Origin of the sequence: Flavobacterium sp. NKUCC04_CG, assembly GCF_019345525.1 — a bacterium.
Classification (GTDB): domain Bacteria; phylum Bacteroidota; class Bacteroidia; order Flavobacteriales; family Flavobacteriaceae; genus Flavobacterium.
Map to the genome: position 1 here is coordinate 59,320 of NZ_JAHKRA010000014.1, position 22,381 is coordinate 81,700.

Annotated in this window: 24 protein-coding genes; 11 read left to right on the forward strand and 13 right to left on the reverse strand. The window is 37.5% G+C overall.

From position 1 onward, the window contains the following. Positions 1-34: 34 nt before the first annotated feature. The 4 genes from rluF to KO524_RS11535 are packed head-to-tail and all read right to left on the reverse strand — an operon-like array spanning position 35 to position 3,743. Entirely contained in the window at positions 35-904 is an 870-nt protein-coding gene (rluF, locus tag KO524_RS11520) for a 23S rRNA pseudouridine(2604) synthase RluF (RefSeq protein ID WP_219294273.1), read from the reverse strand. 50 nt (positions 905-954) lie between these two features. Further along, positions 955-1,833 (reverse strand): alpha/beta hydrolase, encoded by an 879-nt coding sequence (locus tag KO524_RS11525; protein WP_219294206.1) that lies wholly within the window; start codon positions 1,831-1,833, stop codon positions 955-957. Positions 1,834-1,866: 33 nt separating this feature from the next. Then, positions 1,867-2,646, reverse strand: coding sequence for a zinc ribbon domain-containing protein (locus KO524_RS11530; protein WP_219294208.1), 780 nt, complete (start codon positions 2,644-2,646; stop codon positions 1,867-1,869). 2 nt (positions 2,647-2,648) lie between these two features. After that, positions 2,649-3,743 (reverse strand): Nif3-like dinuclear metal center hexameric protein, encoded by a 1,095-nt coding sequence (locus tag KO524_RS11535; protein WP_219294218.1) that lies wholly within the window; start codon positions 3,741-3,743, stop codon positions 2,649-2,651. Between the two features lie 208 nt (positions 3,744-3,951). Between KO524_RS11535 and lpxK the strand changes: the two genes are divergently transcribed. Next, positions 3,952-4,986 carry a tetraacyldisaccharide 4'-kinase gene (gene lpxK, locus KO524_RS11540; protein ID WP_219294220.1) on the forward strand — a complete coding sequence of 345 codons (1,035 nt, stop codon included), beginning with the start codon at positions 3,952-3,954 and terminating at the stop codon, positions 4,984-4,986. After that, the gene (locus KO524_RS11545) at positions 4,949-5,761 is read left to right on the forward strand and encodes a purine-nucleoside phosphorylase (RefSeq protein WP_219294222.1); all 813 of its coding nucleotides are present in this window, start codon (positions 4,949-4,951) and stop codon (positions 5,759-5,761) included. Before lpxK ends, KO524_RS11545 begins: the two co-directional genes overlap by 38 nt. Positions 5,762-5,835: 74 nt before the next feature. On the opposite strand, the gene gap is transcribed toward KO524_RS11545, so the two are convergent. From gap to KO524_RS11560, 3 genes are all read right to left on the reverse strand, one after another. Then, entirely contained in the window at positions 5,836-6,831 is a 996-nt protein-coding gene (gap, locus tag KO524_RS11550; protein WP_219294224.1) for a type I glyceraldehyde-3-phosphate dehydrogenase, read from the reverse strand. 46 nt (positions 6,832-6,877) lie between these two features. Then, positions 6,878-7,750, reverse strand: coding sequence for a lipoyl synthase (lipA, locus tag KO524_RS11555; RefSeq protein WP_219294225.1), 873 nt, complete (start codon positions 7,748-7,750; stop codon positions 6,878-6,880). Positions 7,751-8,041: 291 nt separating this feature from the next. Continuing rightward, complete coding sequence (locus tag KO524_RS11560; RefSeq protein ID WP_219294234.1) at positions 8,042-8,407, reverse strand: four helix bundle protein; 366 nt, start codon at positions 8,405-8,407, stop codon at positions 8,042-8,044. 389 nt (positions 8,408-8,796) lie between these two features. Here KO524_RS11560 and nhaA point away from each other — a divergent pair, with 389 nt between their 5' ends. After that, positions 8,797-10,131 carry a Na+/H+ antiporter NhaA gene (gene nhaA, locus KO524_RS11565; RefSeq protein WP_219294235.1) on the forward strand — a complete coding sequence of 445 codons (1,335 nt, stop codon included), beginning with the start codon at positions 8,797-8,799 and terminating at the stop codon, positions 10,129-10,131. Positions 10,132-10,332: 201 nt separating this feature from the next. Continuing rightward, positions 10,333-11,967, forward strand: a complete 1,635-nt coding sequence (locus KO524_RS11570) for an ABC-F family ATP-binding cassette domain-containing protein (protein WP_219294237.1) — start codon at positions 10,333-10,335, stop codon at positions 11,965-11,967. 69 nt (positions 11,968-12,036) lie between these two features. On the opposite strand, the gene KO524_RS11575 is transcribed toward KO524_RS11570, so the two are convergent. From KO524_RS11575 to KO524_RS11600, 6 genes are all read right to left on the reverse strand, one after another. Then, a complete protein-coding gene (locus KO524_RS11575) occupies positions 12,037-12,507 on the reverse strand; it encodes a lipocalin family protein (RefSeq protein WP_219294239.1) in 471 nt (156 codons plus the stop codon). 168 nt (positions 12,508-12,675) lie between these two features. Continuing rightward, a complete protein-coding gene (locus KO524_RS11580) occupies positions 12,676-13,845 on the reverse strand; it encodes an ABC transporter permease (RefSeq protein WP_219294241.1) in 1,170 nt (389 codons plus the stop codon). A 3-nt stretch (positions 13,846-13,848) separates the two neighbouring features. Beyond that, positions 13,849-14,802 (reverse strand): HlyD family secretion protein, encoded by a 954-nt coding sequence (locus tag KO524_RS11585; protein WP_219294243.1) that lies wholly within the window; start codon positions 14,800-14,802, stop codon positions 13,849-13,851. A gap of 12 nt (positions 14,803-14,814) precedes the next feature. Next, positions 14,815-16,206 (reverse strand): TolC family protein, encoded by a 1,392-nt coding sequence (locus KO524_RS11590; RefSeq protein WP_219294246.1) that lies wholly within the window; start codon positions 16,204-16,206, stop codon positions 14,815-14,817. Between the two features lie 157 nt (positions 16,207-16,363). Continuing rightward, complete coding sequence (locus KO524_RS11595) at positions 16,364-16,807, reverse strand: MarR family winged helix-turn-helix transcriptional regulator (RefSeq protein ID WP_219294247.1); 444 nt, start codon at positions 16,805-16,807, stop codon at positions 16,364-16,366. Positions 16,808-16,928: 121 nt separating this feature from the next. Beyond that, complete coding sequence (locus KO524_RS11600; protein WP_219294249.1) at positions 16,929-17,768, reverse strand: hypothetical protein; 840 nt, start codon at positions 17,766-17,768, stop codon at positions 16,929-16,931. Positions 17,769-17,870: 102 nt separating this feature from the next. Here KO524_RS11600 and KO524_RS11605 point away from each other — a divergent pair, with 102 nt between their 5' ends. The 7 genes from KO524_RS11605 to KO524_RS11635 all read left to right on the forward strand — a co-directional run bounded on the left by KO524_RS11605 (position 17,871) and on the right by KO524_RS11635 (position 22,039). Continuing rightward, positions 17,871-18,752, forward strand: coding sequence for a PPK2 family polyphosphate kinase (locus KO524_RS11605; protein ID WP_219294251.1), 882 nt, complete (start codon positions 17,871-17,873; stop codon positions 18,750-18,752). Between the two features lie 35 nt (positions 18,753-18,787). Continuing rightward, complete coding sequence (locus KO524_RS11610; RefSeq protein WP_219294252.1) at positions 18,788-19,159, forward strand: hypothetical protein; 372 nt, start codon at positions 18,788-18,790, stop codon at positions 19,157-19,159. A 306-nt stretch (positions 19,160-19,465) separates the two neighbouring features. Continuing rightward, the gene (locus KO524_RS11615) at positions 19,466-20,011 is read left to right on the forward strand and encodes a hypothetical protein (protein ID WP_219294254.1); all 546 of its coding nucleotides are present in this window, start codon (positions 19,466-19,468) and stop codon (positions 20,009-20,011) included. 33 nt (positions 20,012-20,044) lie between these two features. After that, entirely contained in the window at positions 20,045-20,806 is a 762-nt protein-coding gene (locus tag KO524_RS15455) for a hypothetical protein (protein WP_370629737.1), read from the forward strand. Further along, on the forward strand, positions 20,803-20,994 hold the full coding sequence (locus KO524_RS11625; RefSeq protein ID WP_219294256.1) for a hypothetical protein: 192 nt from the start codon (positions 20,803-20,805) through the stop codon (positions 20,992-20,994). The genes KO524_RS15455 and KO524_RS11625 overlap by 4 nt, the downstream gene beginning before the upstream one ends. A 173-nt stretch (positions 20,995-21,167) precedes the next feature. Continuing rightward, complete coding sequence (locus KO524_RS11630; RefSeq protein WP_219294258.1) at positions 21,168-21,698, forward strand: hypothetical protein; 531 nt, start codon at positions 21,168-21,170, stop codon at positions 21,696-21,698. Beyond that, positions 21,686-22,039 carry a hypothetical protein gene (locus tag KO524_RS11635; protein WP_219294260.1) on the forward strand — a complete coding sequence of 118 codons (354 nt, stop codon included), beginning with the start codon at positions 21,686-21,688 and terminating at the stop codon, positions 22,037-22,039. The genes KO524_RS11630 and KO524_RS11635 overlap by 13 nt, the downstream gene beginning before the upstream one ends. Positions 22,040-22,381: the final 342 nt, after the last annotated feature.

Consider the following 22,381-nt stretch of genomic DNA (forward strand, 5'->3'; position numbering starts at 1 on the left):
AGGAGCTGTATGTGTAGTATAATCGATAAAGCTATTAATTTCCTCTTCTAGAAGATCTTCTTTCGTTTTTAGGAGCGCGATCACGATCTCTAAAAGTGGTTTTTTCACGGTCAAATTTTTTGCGCGGTTTCGCTATTTGATTATCGGTTTCTTCTGTGGGTACTGCGGCGTCTAAACTCGCTTCTTCCGTTTTAAGCGACGGTTCTAACAATCGGTTTAATTCAGCCAGTTCTTCTGCTGTAATGTCTCTATATTGGCCTACAGGAATATCTAGAGAGATGTTGATAATTCGAACGCGTTTTAGTGCGATAACTTCATAATCTAGATAGTCGCACATACGACGAATTTGTCGATTTAAGCCTTGAGTTAGGAACATACGGAACACAAATTTGCTGACTTGTTCTACTCGACACGGTTTGGTAATGGTATCTAAAATGGGGATACCGCGACTCATTCGCGTGATAAATTCTTCGGTAATTGGTTGGTCAACTGTAACGATGTATTCTTTTTCGTGATTGTTTTTTTGGCGTAAAATCTTGTTTACGATATCGCCATCATTGGTCATGAAAATCAAACCTTCACTGGCTTTGTCTAAACGGCCAACGGGAAAAATTCGCTTGGGATATTTGATATAGTCGACGATGTTATGTCTAACCGTTTGATTGGTGGTACATTCAATACCTACTGGTTTGTTAAATGCCAAATAAATCGGCTTGTCTCCCGATTCTTGAATGCGTTTACCATCTACGATGATTTCGTCCTCGGCACATACTTTCATACCCATTTCTGGCAACATTCCGTTAACAGTAATGACGCCTTGTTCAATCAATCGATCAGCCTCTCTTCGCGAGCAATAGCCCACTTCTGATAGGTATTTGTTTAACCGCGTGAATTTGTTTTCCATTTCCATACTGCAAAAATAACTATTTTAAACTGGATTATATACAATCTTTTTTAATCCTTATCAACCGCAAGGGTTTTGGAAGTAATAAAATTCAAAATGCCTTGGTACACTTGCCGATGTTGAAGGCTGTGCCCGAGGTTTTCTGTTGCCAATAACGAGGCACTACTTGAGGCGTTTAAAATGGATAAGGCTTCAGAAAAAGGTATGGTTTCGTCACTTTTGTCGTGTATGATTAAAGTGGGCAGACCTATTTTTTGAATAAAACGTTCGCTGTTGTATTCTTCCAAGGGCATATGGATTTGGTTTTCCATAAGGCGAACTAGGTTTTGGTAATTTTGTTGTGAAAAAGACATGAGATTTTGGTAGTTCATTACGATGCTTTTAAAGGCATTAGGACAGGCCAGAATAATGTTTTTTTCCAAATCGGGATAGTGTTTTTGAGTAAGTTGATATAAAGACGTAAAGGAGCCTAAAGAATGAGAAATCAATATTTTTGGACGGTATTTCCGAATGGCCACATCGATAAAGGATGCGTAAATCGGAGGACTAAACTCAGTGCCATTGCTGAGTCCTTGGGCAGGAGCATCTAAAGTAATCAGGTTAAAGTTCGATAATTTGAGGAATTCAATCAGCTGTTGCCAACGACTCGAATTGCTTTGCCAGCCGTGAACCAATAATATCGTCGGGCCACTACCTTTCCAGCGGTAGGTTTGTATCTGATGCTTTTTAAAGACTAATCGGTCCAACTTGGCCTTTTTTAAAAAATCGGGTAGCGTAGCGCTACTCAATTGACCGGATTGGGGGGTTGAAAAAAGACTGTAAGCAATATTAGTGCTCTTTTGTGCGCTAAAAAAATAGAGTAGGTTTAGAAAAAAACCAACGCTTTTGGAAACGGTAATATCGGTGATTTTCTTAAAAAATGTTTTCATAAAAAAAGCCTCTGAAATAGAGGCTTAATTTAATTATATTTTTGCGATAATCGCTTCGATTTTTTCTCTTTCTTCGTCAGCGAGAACACTGTCAACTAAAATACGACCACTGTGCTCATCGGTAATGATTTTTTTACGTCCAGCAATTTCCATTTGAATTTGTGGAGGAATCGTAAAGTAAGATCCACCTGAAGCTCCTCTTTCGATAGATACTACAGCCAAACCATTGCGCACACCATTACGGATTCTAGTGTATGCTGACAACAAACGCTCTTCGATGTTTTCCTGAAACTCAATAGATTTCTCTAATAGTAATTTCTCTTCGCGTTCTGTTTCTGCCATAATGCTGTTTAACTCCGACTCTTTATGCTCCAAGTGTGTTTGTTTTGCACCTAAACGCTCTAAAGTTTCTGCAACATTGGTTTTCTTAAATTCGATACTGGCTTTCATCTCTTTGATGTGCTTTTCAGCAAGCTCAATCTCTAGGTTTTGAAATTCAATCTCTTTAGTCAAAGAGTTAAATTCTCTATTGTTACGAACGTCTTTTTGTTGTTCAGTATATCTCTTTATAGAATCTTTGAAATTGTCAATAGAAGTTTTCTTTTCTTTGATTCCAGTTTCGATGTTGCTTAAATCGGATTGTAGTTTTTCTGAGCGCTTGCTTAATCCAGCAACTTCATCTTTTAAATCTTCTACTTCTAGAGGTAATTCCCCTCTCATATTTTTGATTTCGTCAATTCTAGAGTCAATTAATTGCAAATCGAATAGCGCTCTTAATTTCTCCTCAACGGTTAATTCTTTTTTCTTTGTCATATCTATAAGTAGTTAACTGGATTTGTATTTATACTCGATAAAATAATTGCAAAATTAGGGATTTTTTTCGTAAGATAATCAACTATATAGTTTTTTGTATAACGTTCACTCTCAAAATGGCCAATATCAGCCAAAAGTATTTGATTTTCAGCTTCGTAAAATTGGTGATATTTTAAATCGGCAGTAATAAATGCATCTGCTCCTTGCTGAATTGCAGCTTTTATGGCAAAACTTCCCGAGCCTCCCAGTACTGCAACCCGTTTTATTGGACGAGAAAGGTATTCGCTATGTCGTATTCCTCCAGTTTGTGTTCGAATTTTGACGTGTTCTAAAAACTCCTTTTCACTCATAGCAGTTTCCAATTCACCAATCATTCCCATACCGATATGTTGGTAACTGTTCTCTAGTGTATAGATTTCATAAGCGACTTCCTCATAAGGATGTTGGTCAAATAGGGCTTGGAGAATTTGATGTTCCAAATGTTTTTCGTAGGTTACTTCGATTTTGGATTCTTCAATGTGTTCTAGTTGGTGTTTTTTGCCCACGTTTGGAATACTGTCTTGGTTTCCTTTAAAACTGCCCGTTCCTGTCGACACAAAACTACAAGAGTCGTAATTGCCAATGCAACCTGCACCAGCGCTAAATAAGGCTTGTTTTATGGATTCCGTTGCGTGTAGGGGAGCATAGGTAATCAGTTTTTTGATATAAGCCGTTTTCGGTAGTAATATTTTAGTATTCGTCAGACCAAGTGCTTCACAGAAAATTTTGTTTACACCTTCTTTGTGGTTGTCCAAGGCTGTATGTACAGCATAAATAGCAATGTCGTTGCGTATGGCTTTAATCACTGCGCGTTCGACGTAATTTTTACCCGTAATTTTCTTTAAGCCAGAAAATAAAATCGGATGAAAACAGACAATTAAGTTACAGTTTTTTTCTAAGGCTTCGTCGATTACAGTCTCCAATGCATCGTGACAGACTAAGATGCCGTTGATGTCTTGCTGCGGATTTCCGACTAATAACCCTACATTGTCAAAGTCTTCTGCATAAGACAAAGGGGCCATTTCTTCGAGTATATCGATAATTTGTTTGATTTTCATTGTAGTAATATAAAACGTTGTCTTCTCCAAGGAGATATTTCTCAAAGATAAAAAAAAATGCTACTTTCGTCATATGAAATGGTCAAGAACACAGCGTTTGTTGTTCTAAAGACTATCTAACTAGGGGCAATGCCATTTAAGTTCATAAAAAACGAGGGTGAAAACAGGTTGCATTTTTAGGTCTCTTCAATAAATATAATAGCTATAGATGAATTTAATTCGAAAAGTACTATTCCCCTTTTCCATTCTTTACGGTTGGATTACGAGTATTAGAAATATATTGTATCAGCGACAAATCTTTAAAAGACATACTTTTTCCATTCCCTTAATTGTTGTCGGAAATCTCAGTGTGGGTGGAACTGGCAAAACGCCAATGGTGGAGTATTTAATTCGATTATTGTCGGAGAAATACCCCATGGCAACCCTGAGTCGTGGTTATAAAAGGAAGACTAAAGGATTTGTTTTGGCGGATAAGCATACCAAAATGGAAGATATAGGCGACGAGCCGTTTCAATATTTTCAAAAATTCCCTTCAATTAGCGTGGCAGTGGACGCCAATCGCGTACACGGGATCGAAGAATTGCAATTGAGAAAACCCCAACTGGAGTTGATTGTGCTCGACGATGCCTATCAGCATTTGCCGGTAAAGGCGAACATGAACATATTGTTAACCACCTACTCGGAGTTGTATAGCGACGACTGGATGTTGCCAACAGGTAATTTACGCGAGGGAAGAAAGGGCGCCCAACGCGCTCAAGTGGTTGTGGTAACCAAATGCCCAAAAGAAATCAGCAGCTCCGAGCAACAAGCCGTTGCTCAACGTTTGCAATTGCAGCAGCATCAGGCATTATTTTTCACTTATATAGAATATGCAGTAGAAATTTTTTCTAAAACAGAAAAATTAGCCCTATCTTTAATAGATAGAGATCAGGTGGTGTTGGTTGCAGGTATTGCTAAGCCTAAAAGTTTTTTTGATTATTTAAAAACGAGTGCAACGCAATGTTTGACTTATCCAGATCATCACGCTTTTTCGGATAGCGATTTGGAATTGATTTTAAAAACCGCAGCTGGTCGAAAAATCATTACCACCGAAAAAGATTATATGAGACTACAAGAGGTATTGCCTTCTGATCAATTATATTATTTACCCATTCAAACGGCGTTTGTTAATAAGGCTGCGGCGTTTGATCAAATCCTTTTAAACTATGTGGAACAAAATTCAAGAAACAGTTCAATATCTTAAAGAGAAAACCGGTTTTCAACCCGAAATAGGGATTGTATTGGGGTCGGGATTGGGAAATTTTACTGCAGAAATAAATATAGAACACAGCATACCTTATTCGGAGATTCCCAACTTTCCTACATCAACAGTAGAGGGGCATAAAGGTAAATTGATTTTAGGTACTATCGGTACTAAAAAAGTCCTGGCGATGCAGGGGCGTTTTCATTATTATGAGGGTTATGACTTACAACAAGTGACTTTCCCCATTCGTGTCATGAAATATATGGGAGCGGATAAGTTGATTGTTTCCAATGCCTCTGGAGGAGTGAATCCAGATTTTAAAGTAGGTGATGTGATGATGATATTGGATCATATTAATTTTATGCCTGAACATCCTTTACGTGGAAAAAATGATGAACGCATGGGACCTCGTTTTTTAAATATGCATCACGCTTATAGCCCGAATTTAATTGGTAATGCTCGTGAAATAGCTAAAAAACATCAAATTGACTTAAAAGAAGGTGTTTATTTTGGATTGCAAGGGCCTACCTTTGAAACCTTGGCAGAATATAAAATGGTCCGTATTCTAGGCGGAGATTGTGTGGGCATGTCAACGGTTTCTGAAATTATCGTAGCGCGACATATGGATATGGAGTGTTTTGGTATTTCTATTATCTCCGATATGGGTGATGAAACGGGAATTACACAACTAAGTCATGAAGAGGTATTAAAAGCAGTCCAAGGTGCCGAACCTCATGCGCGAAAATTAATTAGGGAATTGATTTTGGGTATGTAGCTTATTCGCAGTTTTGTGAATGTGCGAATAAGCTTATTGTGCTTCCATAGAACTATTGCCTCCATTGATAGGTCTTAGGATAGTTTTTTGATTAAGTCGATAATGCGAGAGGAATATCCAACTTCATTATCATACCATCCTACCACTTTAACCATTTTGCCTAAGGCAGAAGTCAATTGAGCATCAAATAAACAAGAATTCGGATTTCCGATAATGTCTACCGATACTATAGGGTCTTCGGTATAGTCCAAAATCCCTTTTAGGGTGGTCTCTGCTGCTTTTTTAAACGCCGCATTGATTTCGTCTATACTGACTTCTCTTTGTACGTAACAGGTGATGTCGGTTAGCGAGCCATCTGGTACGGGAACACGGATACCTCCACCGCCGATTTTGCCTTCATATTCAGGGAAAATTTTCGTTAGCGCTTTGGCTGCACCTGTAGTAGTTGGAACTATAGATTGGGCCGCGCCTCTGGCACGTCTGAGGTCTTTGTGGGGCTGATCGTGTAAACTTTGATCGGTAGTATACGAGTGTATAGTCGTGATATAAGCTTGTTCGATACCGCAGAGTTCTTGGAGTACTTTAATCATTGGAGCAGCATTGTTGGTGGTGCAACTCGCATTGGAGATGATCAGTTCATCGCCATGGAGGATGTCTTCATTAACCCCCAATACCACGGTTTTAATACTGTTGTCATCTGGGGGAACAGAAAGTATTACCCGTTTAGCACCTTGCTTTAAATGTGGTTCTAGCGAAGCGTAGGTTTTGCGTTTGCCGGTGGCTTCAATTACAAAATCAATATTTAGAGATTTCCAATCAATATTTTCTATGTCAGCCTGTTGCAAATAGCGTATGCTGTCGCTACCGACTAAAAGATGGTCGTCGTCGTGACCGACTTTCTCCGGAAGTATGCCGTGTATGCTGTCGTATTTTAATAAGTGGGCCATAGTGTGTATATCAGCTAAATCATTAACTGCTACAACTTCAATGGAAGGGTGTTGGCGCAATAGTCTAAAGAGTGTTCTACCGATACGTCCAAAACCGTTGATTGCTATATGTATTTTTTGCATAAAAAAACTAAAAAAGCAAGGTCGCTTTTACAAGCGACCCATGAGATTATAAAAGGTGTTTTTGAGCTTTATAAGAGGAGCGTACCAAAGCACCGCTTTCCACATGTCTAAAGCCTAAGTCCAAACCGATTTCTTCGTATTTTTTGAATTGGTCGGGTGTGATAAATTGTTTTACTGGTAAATGTTTTTTACTCGGTTGTAAATACTGTCCGATGGTTAATACATCTAAATTAACACTTCTCAAATCGTTCATCGTTTGAATGACTTCAGCTTCAGTTTCGCCCAATCCCAACATGATTCCCGATTTGGTTCTGTTGATACCGCTTGCTTTTAAATATCGTAATACTTCCAAACTACGATCGTATTTAGCTTGGATTCGCACTTCACGAGTCAATCGACGTACGGTTTCCATATTGTGAGAAACCACTTCCGGATGTACCTCAATAATTCGGTCAATATTTCTTTCAATCCCTTGAAAGTCGGGTATCAAGGTTTCCATTGTAGTCTCCAAATTCATTCTGCGGACAGCTTGAACGGTTTCTGCCCAGATGATTGAACCACCATCTTTTAAGTCGTCGCGGTCAACACTGGTCAAAACCGCGTGTTTGATGTTCATCAATTTAATCGAACGAGCTACTTTCTCCGGTTCATCCCAATCCACCGTTTCCGGGCGACCGGTTTTAACACCGCAAAAACCACATGATCTCGTACATACATTTCCAAGTATCATAAACGTAGCAGTACCTTCTCCCCAGCATTCCCCCATATTAGGGCAACTACCAGATGTACAAATCGTATTTAATTTATATTTGTCAACCAAACCTCTAAGTTCCGTGTATTTTTGACCCGTAGGCAATTTTACTCGAAGCCACTTTGGTTTCCCTTGCGGGAGTATATTTGATTCTAAAACAGTTTCCATAATAAAGAAGTTCTTTCTATGGCAAAGATAATTAATTTTATTCTTCTAGACGTCTATTCTTCGTTTCGTTTATTCTTTTATACGCCCATGTGTCTATACGCCGATATGTCCATACGCCTATGTGTCTATACGCCTATGTGTCTATACGCCTATATGTCTATACGCCTATACGCCTATGTGTCTATACGCCTATATGTTTATACGCCTATGTGTTTATACGCCCATGTGTTTATATGCCCATGTGTCTATACGCCTATGTGTCTATACGCCTATCAGCGTATTCGCTTTAAATCAAAAATCCTCCTTTATTCTGTTGGACAAGGCATTTAATTGATTGGTTATGATTTCAAGTTTTTCCCTTAAAAGGATGTATTGATCTTTACTGATGAGTTCTAAGTCGTTTGATAGAATCAAAAAGTTTAATACTTCAACAGCTGAGCTAAAACTTTGATTGATGAATTTAGCTTTGTCCTTTGGAGTATTTCTAGCTGTTCCCTCTGCAATGTTTGCCGAAATGCTCAGTGTAGCTCTTCTGATTTGTGAGGTAAGACCAAATTTTTCGTATTCAGGAAACCGGGAAGTGAGGATATAGATGTCTTTCGTGTACTCCTTGGCGTTTTGCCAAACCCTTAATTTTTCAAAATAAAATTCTCTCATTTTTTATTGTTTTTATAGGTTAATGTCCATCGATTACTTGTTCGAAATGACTGTTATACTGGTAAAAACAATTTCACGGAATTGTTACTGATTAGCGTAGCCGATTACGAAAGTTTTTTTTGATATTTAATTCTAAAAGTAGTTTTTTTTTCAATATGCCCATTCGCCCATTCGCCCATTCGCCCATTCGCGTATCAGCGTATCAGCGTATCAGCGTATCAGCGTATCAGCGTATCAGCGTATCAGCGTATCAGCGTATCAGCGTATCTGCGTATCTGCGTATCTGCGTATCTGCGTATCTGCGTATCTGCGTATCAGCAAATCCAACAATACATTTGTCTAAAAAACTTAAAAAAAGTATCTTCGTTGCAAATAATAAAATAAAAAACATGGAGCAACAAATTAAGAGTACCCCTATAGAAAGATGGATTACCAATCCTTTAAGTCGATGGGCCAGTAAATCTACTTCAGGTGGTATCGTTTTATTTCTTGCGGCTTTGATCGCTATTTTTATGGCCAATTCCCCTTGGGCAGAGTGGTATCACCACCTTTGGGAACACAAAATAGGTATTGGGTTTGACAATGAATTATTTTTGAATTTAAGTCTTCATCATTGGGTTAATGATGGTTTGATGGCTGTTTTCTTTTTTGTTGTGGGATTGGAATTAAAACGCGAATTAACTTCTGGAGAACTCTCTTCTCCAAAGAAAGCGATGTTACCGATTATTGCAGCTCTTGGAGGAATGGTTGTTCCGGCCTTGATTTATACTTTTTTTGCTTTTGGAACTGATGCGGCACACGGTTGGGGAATTCCGATGGCGACAGATATTGCGTTTGCTTTGGGGGTTTTACATCTCTTAGGCGATCGTGTTCCTGTATCGCTAAAGGTGTTTTTAACTGCTTTAGCCATCGCAGATGATTTGGGAGCAGTATTGGTAATCGCGATTTTTTATACCTCAGAGCTATCGATGATGCATTTGGGAATAGGACTTGGTTTTTTCTTGGTTTTGGTAATCAGCAATATTATTGGAATTAAAAATGTGTTATACTATGCGATAATAGGTATAGGTGGAGTTTGGTTGGCATTTTTGCTATCGGGTGTTCACGCAACCATAGCGGCGGTTTTGGTAGCCTTTGCTATACCGTCAACAGCACGAGTAGGTGAAAGTTATTTCGTTCAAAAAATGAATCTTTTGCGCGACCGTTTTAGAGGATTAGATCCCAAGGAAAAAATATCAAAATTGACAACGGAGCAGGTATATATCGTCGAAGAAATGGATACCTTGTGTACAGATGTAATTCCGTTATCCTACCGTTTGGAACACGGCATGCATGGATTTGTAAGTTTTGTTGTTATGCCGGTTTTTGCTTTGGCTAATGCAGCTATTCCAATTTCCATGGGTGAAGGCGGAGGACTGAGTTATGTGACCATGGGTGTGGCGTTAGGATTGCTATTAGGTAAGGTAATAGGAGTTTCTGGATTGACGGCCTTATTGATTAAAACCAAATTGGTAAAAATGCCGGAAGGGATGACTTATACCAATTTATTTGGTTTGGGATTCTTGGCGGCTATCGGATTTACTATGTCGTTGTTTGTAACCGAATTGGCTTTTGATGCACAGTTACATCCCGAATATCCTGGTCAAGCTAAATTGGGAATCTTGATAGCTTCCGGATTAGGGGGACTTATAGGTTTTTTACTATTAAATAGAAAAGCTAAATAACTTTTGGAGTTTGGGCGTTTCCCTTCGGGTCAGGCCTTTCATTATATCTTTGTCTTCACTATCGTTACGACAAAGGATGCCATTTCAGTCCTTAACGCTACGGTTGAATAGGGAGAAGTACGGTTAAAATCAAAACCAGAATAACAGCAATTATACTAGCTACAAAAAGCTATATTTGCAAAATAGATAAAAAACGATTCGATGATTACAGTAAATGATGTAGCTGTTCAATTTGGAGGAACAACCCTTTTTAGTGGGGTAAGTTTTTCGATTAATGAAAATGATAAAATTGCCTTGATGGGTAAAAACGGAGCGGGTAAGTCCACTTTGTTAAAAATAGTTGCGAATCAGAGCAAACCTTCTTTGGGGTCGGTTTCCGCGCCTAGAGATGCGGTGATTGCTTATTTGCCACAACATTTATTGACACAAGATGATTGTACGGTGATGGAAGAAACTTCCAAAGCCTTTGCTTCGGTTTTCAATATGAAAAAGGAAATCGACGAAATTAATGAACAACTAACCATTCGTACGGATTACGAAAGTGATGCGTATATGAAGCTGATCGAACGCGTTTCAGAATTGAGTGAAAAGTTTTACGCTATTGATGAGGTAAATTACGAGGCGGAAGTTGAAAAAATATTGAAGGGACTAGGATTTGAACGTTCAGACTTTACACGTCCAACTTCGGAATTTAGTGGAGGATGGAGAATGCGTATTGAGTTGGCTAAAATCTTACTTCAAAAACCGGATTTGATTTTGTTGGATGAACCGACCAACCATATGGATATTGAAAGTATTCAATGGTTAGAGGAGTTTTTGATCACCTCTGCCAAAGCGGTTATGGTTATTTCTCACGACAGGGCTTTTGTCGATAATATCACCAATAGAACTATAGAGGTAACTATGGGTAGAATCTACGATTATAAGGCGAAATACTCCGATTATTTGGTGTTGCGTCAAGACCGTCGTTTACATCAGATCAAGGCCTATGAGGAGCAACAAAAAATGATTGCGGAAAACACCGAGTTTATCGAGCGATTTAAAGGAACTTATTCCAAAACCTTACAGGTGCAATCACGAGTAAAGATGTTGGAGAAGTTGGACATCATTCAAGTTGATGAGGTTGATAATTCGGCCTTGCGCCTAAAATTTCCTCCGGCAGCCCGCTCTGGACAATATCCGGTAGTGGTAGAGGAGTTGACAAAGACATACGGTGATCATGTAGTGTTTCAAAAAGCCAATATGGTTATTGAGCGCGGACAGAAAGTCGCTTTTGTCGGTAAAAATGGAGAGGGAAAATCGACCATGATTAAAGCGATGATGGGCGAAATTGACTTTGACGGAAAGCTTGAAATTGGACATAATGTACAAATCGGATATTTCGCACAAAATCAAGCCTCTTTGTTGGATGAAAACTTAACGATATTCGATACCATTGACCGAATTGCCGAGGGAGATATTCGTACACAGATCAAAAACATATTGGGTGCATTTATGTTTTCGGGAGACGATATTCAGAAAAAAGTAAAAGTGCTTTCAGGTGGTGAAAAAACGCGTTTAGCGATGATTAAACTGTTGTTGGAACCCGTGAATGTATTGATACTCGATGAGCCTACCAACCACTTGGACATGAAGACCAAAGATATTATCAAGGAAGCTTTAAAAGATTTTGAGGGAACCGTGATTTTGGTATCTCACGATAGGGACTTTTTGGATGGTTTAGCAGAAAAAGTATTCGAATTTGGAAACAAACGAGTGCGGGAGCATTTTGAAGATATCAAAGGTTTCTTGGCACATAAGAAAATGGAAAACTTAAGAGAAATCGAAAAGAAATAAACCGAACGTTTGTTTGGAAAAGCAATAGGGACTGTCGTCAATGGCAGTCCCTATTTTTATGGCTTATAATTACTTTTTCAGGAGTAGGTAATACGTTTCACCGTCTTCGATGTGTTCAAGATGCAATTCTGTTGTTGTTAAGCGTGTGATTTTTAAATCTGCTGTAATGGTTGTTAAAGGTAACACGTCAGCTATAAAAGTCAATAAAAGAGATTGATCATCCTTAAGTACCCAAGTAGCGTCATCAATTTGTGTTGAACAATCGTTATTTACAGTTGTCTCGTGGTATTCATTGATATACTTTAAGTCTTTGGTAAACTCATAAGTATCCTTAGTTGAACAAGCATCCATTTCGAACGCTTTTTTGACTCCGTTTACCACTTCACCTTCTTCTTGAATATTCCATTTTCCAATCAACAATTCTTGAGTTGTAGGTTCTGGAGGAGGGGGAGGAGGAAGTGTGCTACTATCGTCACTACTACACCCAATAGCTAGAAATAAAAGACCTGTAAATGTTAATGCTGTAATAATTTTTCTCATTTTTTCTTAGTTTTTTTAATAAGGTGCGAAAGTAAATATTTAAAAGAAGTTAATAGGTACAGTTTTAAGGTGTTTTATTGTGTTAAAAAGATAGTTTTGTCGTATAAAAAAGCGCCATATCTCAAGGAAATATAGCGCTGATATATAGATTTGCAAACGATTTATTGGTTAGTTGATTTCGGGATTATTTTTCAAATAGGATTTCTTTTTGTAATACAAACCGAGATAACTGCAAAAACCGCAGACTATTATGATAATTAGTAAGGCACCTATAAAGGCATAGGTTTGATCGAGTCTTCCTTCTTCAATAATCAAAACTCGGAAAGCTTTTAAGAAATGGGTTAAAGGTATAATATCTGCTAGATATTGCACCCATAATCGCATTTGGCTGAGCGGCCAGGTAAAACCACTTAAGATAAAACTTGGCGTTGCAATAACCATAAGGATTTCTGTCGCTTTTAGTTGGTTGGGAACCATAATACTGACTAGTACTCCGATAAAACTGACGGCTACCACAAATACTCCTGCAACTAGAGTAAGTGCGCCGAGGTTTTCATAAAAAGGTACTCTAAACCAAAAAGTAAACAGCCAATACATCAACCAGACGCCAAAACTCATTATCAGATAAGGAATGATTTTTACTGCTAACATCTTATTGATTGATGGGGCTCTTTTTATTAAATCGCCAAAAGTACCGTTTTCGTATTCAGAGGCAAAGGACAGAGCCAATCCTAGAAGTAGCACCTGTTGCAATACTGCGGCCAATACACCTGGCCATAAAAAATACATATAATTCGTACTGCGGTTGTTCTTCTTGATAAAGGTGGCTTTAAAAGGTTCATATTGCGTAGCGGCTATAGCAGGCGGCATTCCTTGTTTCATTAAGGTTTGAATTTGTATTCCCGCTTTTAGAGTTCCCAAGCACAATTGGACGGCACTTGATGCATAGTTTGCAGTCAATATATTTGCGGTATTGACTATGGTTACTATTTCCGGATATTTCTTTGTAGAAATTTCATTTTGAAACCCCTTTGGTATGACAACCACGGCAGAAGCATCATATTTTATGGTGGCATCGGATAAGCCGCGTTCATCATGAAGTAGTTGTGCAACATATAAAACCTCATTGTCTTCAAACATCTGTATGGCTTTGGCGCTCATTTCAGTGCGGTCTTCATCGATGACGATAATCGGAATATCCGTTGCTTTTCCCTTTCCATATACATACCCCAACAGTATACCATACATTAATGGGGCCCCTATAAAGAGCAGGCGGAGAATTTTATTTCCCCAAAACATGCGAAATTCTCGTTTTAAGAGCGAAAAAAAGTTCTTCATGGTTTATAGGGTTAGGGTTACTGTGGTTTTGGTCAGTAATTCATTGGCTTGATTTACGTCTACAGGGATTATTTTTATTTCGAACAGCGTTTCTTGCATCTCGTAATCTGGATAGGCTGTAGCGATATTAGCATAAGCACCCAATTGTTTGATATTGATGACCTTTGCTTTGATCTGGCTGTTGTTGTACGGAACGTTTACCGTGATTTCTTGTCCTTTTTGTACTTGGTTGAGCTTGCTTTCAGGTATGGTAAATCTGAAATAAACACTATTAGAAAGGTAACCGCTAAATAAAGCATAACCCGGTAAGGCCAGTTCGCCGACTTTTAAAGAGATATTATCGATACTCATGTCTTGTGGCGCGATGATATAACGGTCGTTTTCAGCTGATTGAACTTCCTGTAGGGCTCCTAAGGCACGTTCTTTTTGGCCTAATGCCATGGTTTGTTGTTCGATACGTACACCGTGCTGTACATCGGCAATCTCCGCTTGAACGGCTAATAACTGCGCTTGAGCGCCTTGATATTTAGTAAATGCCTCGTCATAGGTTTGTTGAGAAATCAGAGAGTCCTTAATCATCCCATTCAAACGTTGAATTGATTTCTGCGCAAAATTAAATTGCTCCTGTATGGCTTTTTCTTTGGCTTTCAATTGTTTTAATTGATTGTCGGTTGCTCCCTTAGTGGCCATTTGGTATTGGGCATTTGCAGAGGTTAATGCGCCTTCTGCCTGACTTTTCTTGGCATCAACTTCTGGAGCATCTAAAAATGCCAAAGTATCCCCTTTTTTGACAATATCCCCTTCGTGTACATATATTTTTAAGATCCGTCCCGGTATTTTACCCACAACAGCAATTTGATCTCTTTCGATCTTTCCTTGATTTAGTTGATTATCTAAGGGTTGCTTACAAGATACCACCAAGGTTAAAATAGCAAATATTGAAAATAGATTTTTCATCTGTAGTATGGTTTAGTTGTTTTTAGTAAGATAATGTGTTAATTGCCCGGTCGTAGTAATGGTCTCTATGGCTGACAAACGTTGTTCAATCAAAGTACTGACCTTGTTTAAGGCCGCTTTATAGATATCGTTTTCAGCTTCTAGTCGTTCAGATACCGTAATCAATCCCTGTTGGTATTGCTTGATAGCCATCGTTAGATTGTTGTTTGCGATTTTTTCTTGCTGTTCGGCTATCGCAATTTTTTCCAGTAAAACCTCGTATTTAGCGAAGTTGTGATTCAACAGTAAATCCAATTTCTCTTTGGTATCGTCGATTTTGGTTTGCATCTGTGCTATATTGATTTGGGCTTCTTCCACTTTGTGTTTGCGTTCCAAACCACTGAATATCTCCCATTTTAAAGCCACGCCAAACATCCAGTTCGGACTGATTGTCAATTCGTTTAACTTGAGGTCAATTTCTTTTTGCACTCCCAAAACAGTGGCATTAGAGGAGGCGTTGATGTCAAAAATACTGGTGTAGGATAGTCCCGCAAAAGCGCCAACCGTCGGTAAAAATGTACCCTTTTCTTTTTTAAGCAGATAATCCAGTGCTGTCTTAAACGATTCCAACGCTTTTAATTCTTGTTTTTCACTCGAGCTAAGTCCGGCTTCTTGGATTAAATATGGGGTCAGTTCGTAGTGAACACTTTCAATCTCTTGGTCTGAATAATCCGTTAAATAGCGTATTTTCTGATACAACACTTTGCGGTTTCCGCGGCTTTCTACTTTTTTGGAGTTGAGCTCTAAGCTGGCATATTTGATTTTGTCGCGATCATAGGGAATTGCTAAGCCCAAGGAAATCGCTTTTTCAACCCGTTGTGTTTCTTTATCAAGACGTATTTCGCTCTCTTTAATTAATTTATCAGCTTGATTTAAAAGCGAGATCTGATCAAAACTACTGATGACTTCTTTGATGATATCATCTTTTTGAGAGGCTAGCAGGTACTCCGTGCCTTCTATTTTTTGCTTTAATGCTTTAGCTCCATTGGGAACTTGCATACCGGTGAACAAGGGAACTTTAGCGGTTAATCCGGCGTGAAAAGCCTGAGCAGAGTTGTCAAAAGAGCTCTTTCCTTCAAATAATTCAGCCCCCCAAAAGGTCGAATACGTAGGCACGTCTACCGTTAGCCTATTATCTAAATAAGCATACATAGCAGTTCCTTCTACTCGGGGTAGGTAAGTGTTTAAAACTCCTTTGCGTTGCAATTCGAGTTTTTGAATATCGTACTGTTGATTCTTTACAGTGGCACTTTTTTCAAGCGCCTTGTCAATAGCTTGTTCCAAACTGTTACTAAGACCTATCTGTGCTTGCGCAGGCACGAACGTTAAAGCCCATAGACAACCGCATAATAAAGTTTTTTTCATCTGTAGATCATATTTGTTATTGTAATAGGCCGTTCTTAATGGTTTAAACTATTGCAGTGTTTAATACTTTACCGCTTGGTTTGTCCAAGATTAAATGCCGATTTCATTATTTTTATAAATAAGCGCTGTTGCGATTTTTATGCAAAACAACAGCTTATTATATCGTTTCAATATTGAGGTAAATCGTTTTTATTGTCTCCTTCAAAAGATTCATCTGATCGTCACTTAGGTTTGATGTGGCCTTAGCAACGGTTTCATTAACCGCTTGTAAAGTAGGTGCTTCAAAAGATTTCCCCTTTTCTGTTAAAAAAATTAAATTCAATCTGCGATCGTTAGCAGCTGCTTGACGTACTATTAAATTATCGACCTCCATTTTATCGAGCAATCGCGTTACACTCGGTTTATCTCGGTGTGTTTGATCGGCAAGATGCTGTTGTGAACAACCGTCCTGTTTCCACAACACCGCTAGTATCGACCATTGTTCCTTGCTTAAAGTGATGTTCTTTGAACGAAAATTGTGAACCAAAGCGCGATTCATGGCCAAAACAATTCTACCGGTCAATAAATTGTATATTTCTTCGTGAGTTAATTTAGTTTCCATAACAATAGTTGTTTAAACAACTACAAATATATTTTTAATAATTGACACATCCAAATTTCTTTGTTTTTTTATTAAAATTCACTATATTTATAATATAGAGTTGGTCTAATTGGTATATATCTTATATTTTTAAGTGAAGCTTGTAAATATCAGCTTCCTTTGAATCATTATCTGCATCTTCACAAAGAAGGAAAGTTAGGTCTTTTTTGTTTTTTGAATAAAGCGTTAATCCTTCGAATTTATGCGTTTTACTGATTATTTGTGTTGATTTGACTTTCATTTTTTCCAGATCGATGCTCCCTATTAAACTACCATTTACGGTTCCGTCTAAGTAAGTGGAGGAGCTGTCTTCTGCAGCGGCTACAAAATACAATTGCCCATCTACCACGCAGGCATCGGTAAATCCAGCGCGAACACCATTGATTTTTGGTAATTTGATTGGGTTATAGACAATATTAAAACTTTCCAATATATTTTCACCGCTAATGGTAAATATGCCATTCTGTTCTTTAGGGCCGTTACCGCGATTTAAAAAGTACCATTTATCACGGTATAGGCTCACGCCTTCTATATTAAAATTCTCGGAATCTATACCTGAAAAGCTCTTCATTGATTCATACAGCACGGTTAGATCATTAATGCTGATGACTTCTTTGCTCTCGCGATTAATTTCGATTAAGGTGTTTCGCATTTCTCCAGAGCCCGAACCAAAAATATAATAATTGATACCGTCTGTGGTCATTGATTCAAAATCGGATTTCCCTACTTTACTGAGGTTTTCTGCCAGTTTACCACTTTCATTTAAGGCAGTTTTGCTCAATTTTTCATTTTGGATTTGGTATTCATACAAAACATCTGCTGTGTCAGCTATTAAATGGATCACGTCTTGTTGATATCCGATGCCTGATGCGGCACTAATTCCAAAAATTTTAATAAAGAGTTCTAATGTAAATTTTTTCATGGTTTTTTATTATCAATGTTAAATATAAGGTAATTTTTTGGCTTAAATACGTGATTTGGGAATAACTAATCATTATTTTTTTTATACTTTTAAATAAAAAAGATGAAAGAAACCCATTTCACATCCCGCTGTAAAGTTCAGGATAAAATAGTACTAAAAGAACTCCCGACTGAAGTAGATTTGGGAATGACCGATGAAAAAGCAATCAAACAACTCGCTAAACTTCGAGATAAACTCAGTAAGTTTCAAGACAAAATGTATGCACATAACCGTTATAGTGTTTTGATCTGTATACAGGGCATGGATACCTCGGGCAAGGACAGTTTGATCCGTGAGGTTTTTAAGGAATTTAACCCTCGCGGAGTCGTGGTTCAAAGTTTTAAAACTCCCAATTCAGCTGAGCTGGAGCACGACTATCTCTGGCGTCATTATATTGCTTTACCCGAAAGAGGTAAGTTTACCGTATTTAATCGTACCCATTACGAAAATGTGTTGGTAACGAGAGTGCATCCGGAATACTTATTAAACGAAAACCTGCCCGGTATTGAAAAGGTAGAAGATGTTCCGGCGGATTTTTGGGATAAACGCATGCAGCAAATCAATAATTTTGAAGGCCATATTTCAGAAAACGGCATGATTGTTTTTAAGTTTTTCTTGCATCTAAGTAAAGCCGAACAAAAGAAACGACTGTTTCGTCGATTGAATAAAGACGAGCACAATTGGAAGTTTTCTGCGGCAGATTTGAAGGAACGCGAATTATGGGATCAATATGAAGAATATTATGAAGAAGCGATCAATAAAACATCGACAGAAAAAAATCCTTGGTATGTGATACCGGCTGACAACAAAGCTTTATCGAGATTGATGTTGGCGGGTATACTATGGGAAGAACTTCAAAAATATACCGATATTAAACAAGGAGAACTCGAAGCGGGAATGGAGGAGAATATCGAATTGTATAAAGAGCAGTTGAGGAATGATTAGTTTTCATTTTTGTTGTAATAATTTTTGCTATTAAGATGGAAGGCATAGACAGTAAGGTCAAGTTTTTTCTTTATTTTATGATGTTTTTTCCTCTTGTTGGGCTTTTCGGATATGTGTTTTGGGAAAGTATAACTGATGATAGAACCAGTAGTGAAATCTATCTAAGTTATAGAGTAAAAATAGTTTGTTTCGGTAAAGTCAAGTCGATACATAGAGGAGATCGTCAAGTTTTAGTCTTAAACACTTCTGACGGTCTTTTTGAAGTACCTTTTGAGTGGGAAGATAAGTTTAAATTGGACGATTCTATTTCAAAGAAAAAAGGCGAATTAACACTAGAACATTATCGTAGTGGAACACTGATTGAGATGTTAGATTATAACGAAATAGCAAAAAATATTAAGTATTAATATCAGTGATTGCAACAATTTTTCTTAGCTACCGCTTGAATCCTTTTGCGTGATTTATGCTAAATAGAAAACTCTCAATCCTGTTGGGAGTTTTGTGTTTTAAAAGGCAGTTTATCTATAAAAGTATGTGTTTTAACTTTGTCAAAATAGATAAGGTTGCTTCGTAATAATACTCCTCTTTTGATGAGAATAGATTAATATAGTTAGTTTTGCCACATGAAGGGATTCACTCCGTCGAATTTTATTTCGTGCGGCATCGGAGCAGCGAAGACTAAATATTAGAAACCTTAGAAATAATAGTAGAAAATGATTTATAAAAAGACCTTTTGGAGCTTATTGCTTATAATACATATAGCTTTTAGTGGGTGTGTAGAGAAGAAGTCTAAACCTACTACAGCCACTAATCTAGATAAAGTGTTAGCAGAAGAAATCAATAATTCTAGAATAAAATATGAAATAAATTTTCCTGATACGGTGTTTGTTCAGGAAGAGAATTATGGTTTAATTAAATATCAAAGCCATTATGATTCTATAATTACGAAGTTTGGAGATAGAGATGTTAATAGATTTGTACGATATATAATGTTAACTACCGATACCGTTAACTATGATCATAAATATTTGAAAAATATTGTAAAAGATACATTTGGTGCATCTGATAATCGTAATATTTATTTTATGGCTACTTTTACTAAACGAGGCACATACTATATTGATGGTGTAATTAATGATTTGATTCAAATTGATTTACATAAGAAAAATAAAGAACAATATGATTTAGTTAGGTTACTTGAAGACGAAGTTCGTGTAACCAAAAAAGTTATTGTTGTAAATAAAGATGATAGTAAGTGATAGTATGATGGTATAACTAGTATTTTTTTGAGCGTGGATCCGTTAGCGGAGCAGTTCCCAGGATGGACTCCATATCATTATGTACACAACAATCCAATCAATCTCATTGACCCAACAGGAATGAGTGCGGAGGAAAGTGATGGGCATTATTATGGGAGCGATGGAAAGACCTATTTAGGAACGGACGGTATAAATGATAATAAGTCGTATACATTAAAAGATGGGAAATCTCCTAATTTTAAGAACCAAGATGTAAATTGGGGAGGAAAGCTTGATTCAAAACATTCAAATGAATTAAAGAAGAATTCTGTTGAAGGAGTTTTTGATAAAAGTAAAGTAGATACAAGGGTATCTACAATTCAAAGAACAGGTCCTGGATTTGATTTTAGCAATGCGGATTCTGATATTAAGAACGCTCTAATGTATGATTTACCACAAGGACTTCAAAATGTTGGGGATGGGATTGCAGTAGCTGGCTTTGGACTAACATTAACCGGAGTAGGTGCAGAAATCGGAGTTCCGTTAGCTGGAGCTGGTAATCTTATATCAGGAATTGGTTCAGGAATTGAGATTGGAGTAGATTTATTTGAAGGAAATATGAAAGGAGCAGGAATTAATATAGGATTTTATCTTGGATCTAAATTTTTGGAGAAAGGATTAAATAAAGCTTTACCGGGAGCAGGAAAAAGCTTTGGAGAGAAAGGTTTTAATTTAGGTACAGAGATTTTGACACAAGGAGCTTCATTAAAAGCGACAGGAGCTCAAAGGGTAATTAATGAACAAAATAAAAAATGATGGGAGATTTTTTTTTGGCAATAATCTTAATGGTGGGAGGAGTTTTATTCTTTTTAATGACTCTTAAGGATGAAAAGAATAAAAATAAAACAGTAACAACGAGTTATGTAATGCACTTAAAGGGATATGCTGGAGGAATAGGTCTTTTTCTAATGGGATTGGTAATGCTTTATAGAATTTTGTATTAGCTGAATTTGATTATCCCGCTACCGCACGAAATCGAAGATTCGACGGAGTCAATCCTTTGTGTGGTACGAATAAACAAAAAATCCCAACCGTAAAAAGTTGGGGTTTTATAGTTGCAATGCGTTGGAAAGCGTTTGTTTAAGTTTAAGGTTATAAACCACCAACGGGAACAGTAATGGAAAATGTTTCGATTACTAAAGCATCATCTATGCATCCTTATTTTAGAGCTACTCCTTCTGGGGAGTATGGGCCGTATTCTCCTGATGCTGTAAGTTTTGGTTATGGTGTTTCAGGAAGTGGTGGTTTTTTCAGTGCAAGTGCCAGTTTTGGATTTGCAATGACGCATAATGATGTAGCATTGATGGTGTCTGGAGAACTAGTTATGGGTCCAGATGTAGAAAAACCAGGTTTTACTTTTGGGCCTAACATAGGTTTTCACGATAATTACGGAGGAAATAAAGATGTGTTAGAAGGTTTAGGAGGAAAGAGTGTCGGTAGGAATGCAAATGTACTTGTTGGAGGAATTTCTTATAGTAAGTCAGCAGTACCAAATTCAGAACAAATAAGTAGAGTAGGTGTAAAATCAACAACTATAAATATTGGCCCTGGAATTGGTGGAGGTTATGGGCAGTCTCAAACTCAAACGTATAAATTAAGTAATGGAATGAGAAATATAAAAAATTGGTATAGTACATGGAAGTTTTAGGAAAAGGAGTTTCTTTGGTAATTATTTTACTGCTTCTTTCATCTTGTTTGAGAGTAGATTGTGAAGAAAATGCTCGCTTTTTTAGAGCAGTAGAATGTCTTCAAATATTTGAAAAACTACCGACCTTAGAAAGTCCTTATATGAAATCTGAAGGAATACATTTGGTTACAGGAGATAAATGTATATGTGAAGATGAAACACGAGCATTAAATATCTATAAGAATATTTTGGAAAAAGGGGATTCTATCATAAAGCGTAAAGGAGAACTTAATTTTTCTATCCATAAAAAAGATACGATTATTGAGGTTAAATGGGAATGTGAAGGAAAAGTTTATGAATGATTTTTTTGCCCCCGCTAGCGCACGAATACTTTAACTACCAGGCTACGCTACCGCGCGAGTCCTCTCCCCCGCTGGTGCGCGAATATTAAAAACATTCGACTAGGCTACCTCGCGAGTCCTCCCATAAATCCGCAACTCTATACCAGAAGTTGATTTTTTATCATTTAGAACTACTAAGGATGAAGAAAAGTAGCTTAAGTAATTATTTAGGTTGCTTAAAGAGCATAGTTTTCCCCGCTAGTGCACGAAGGATAAAATCTTCGCTATCGCGCGAGCACGTCATTAAGTTAATATATTAAACATTTGATTTACATGTGTTTATGCTTGTTTTTTTAATAGTGA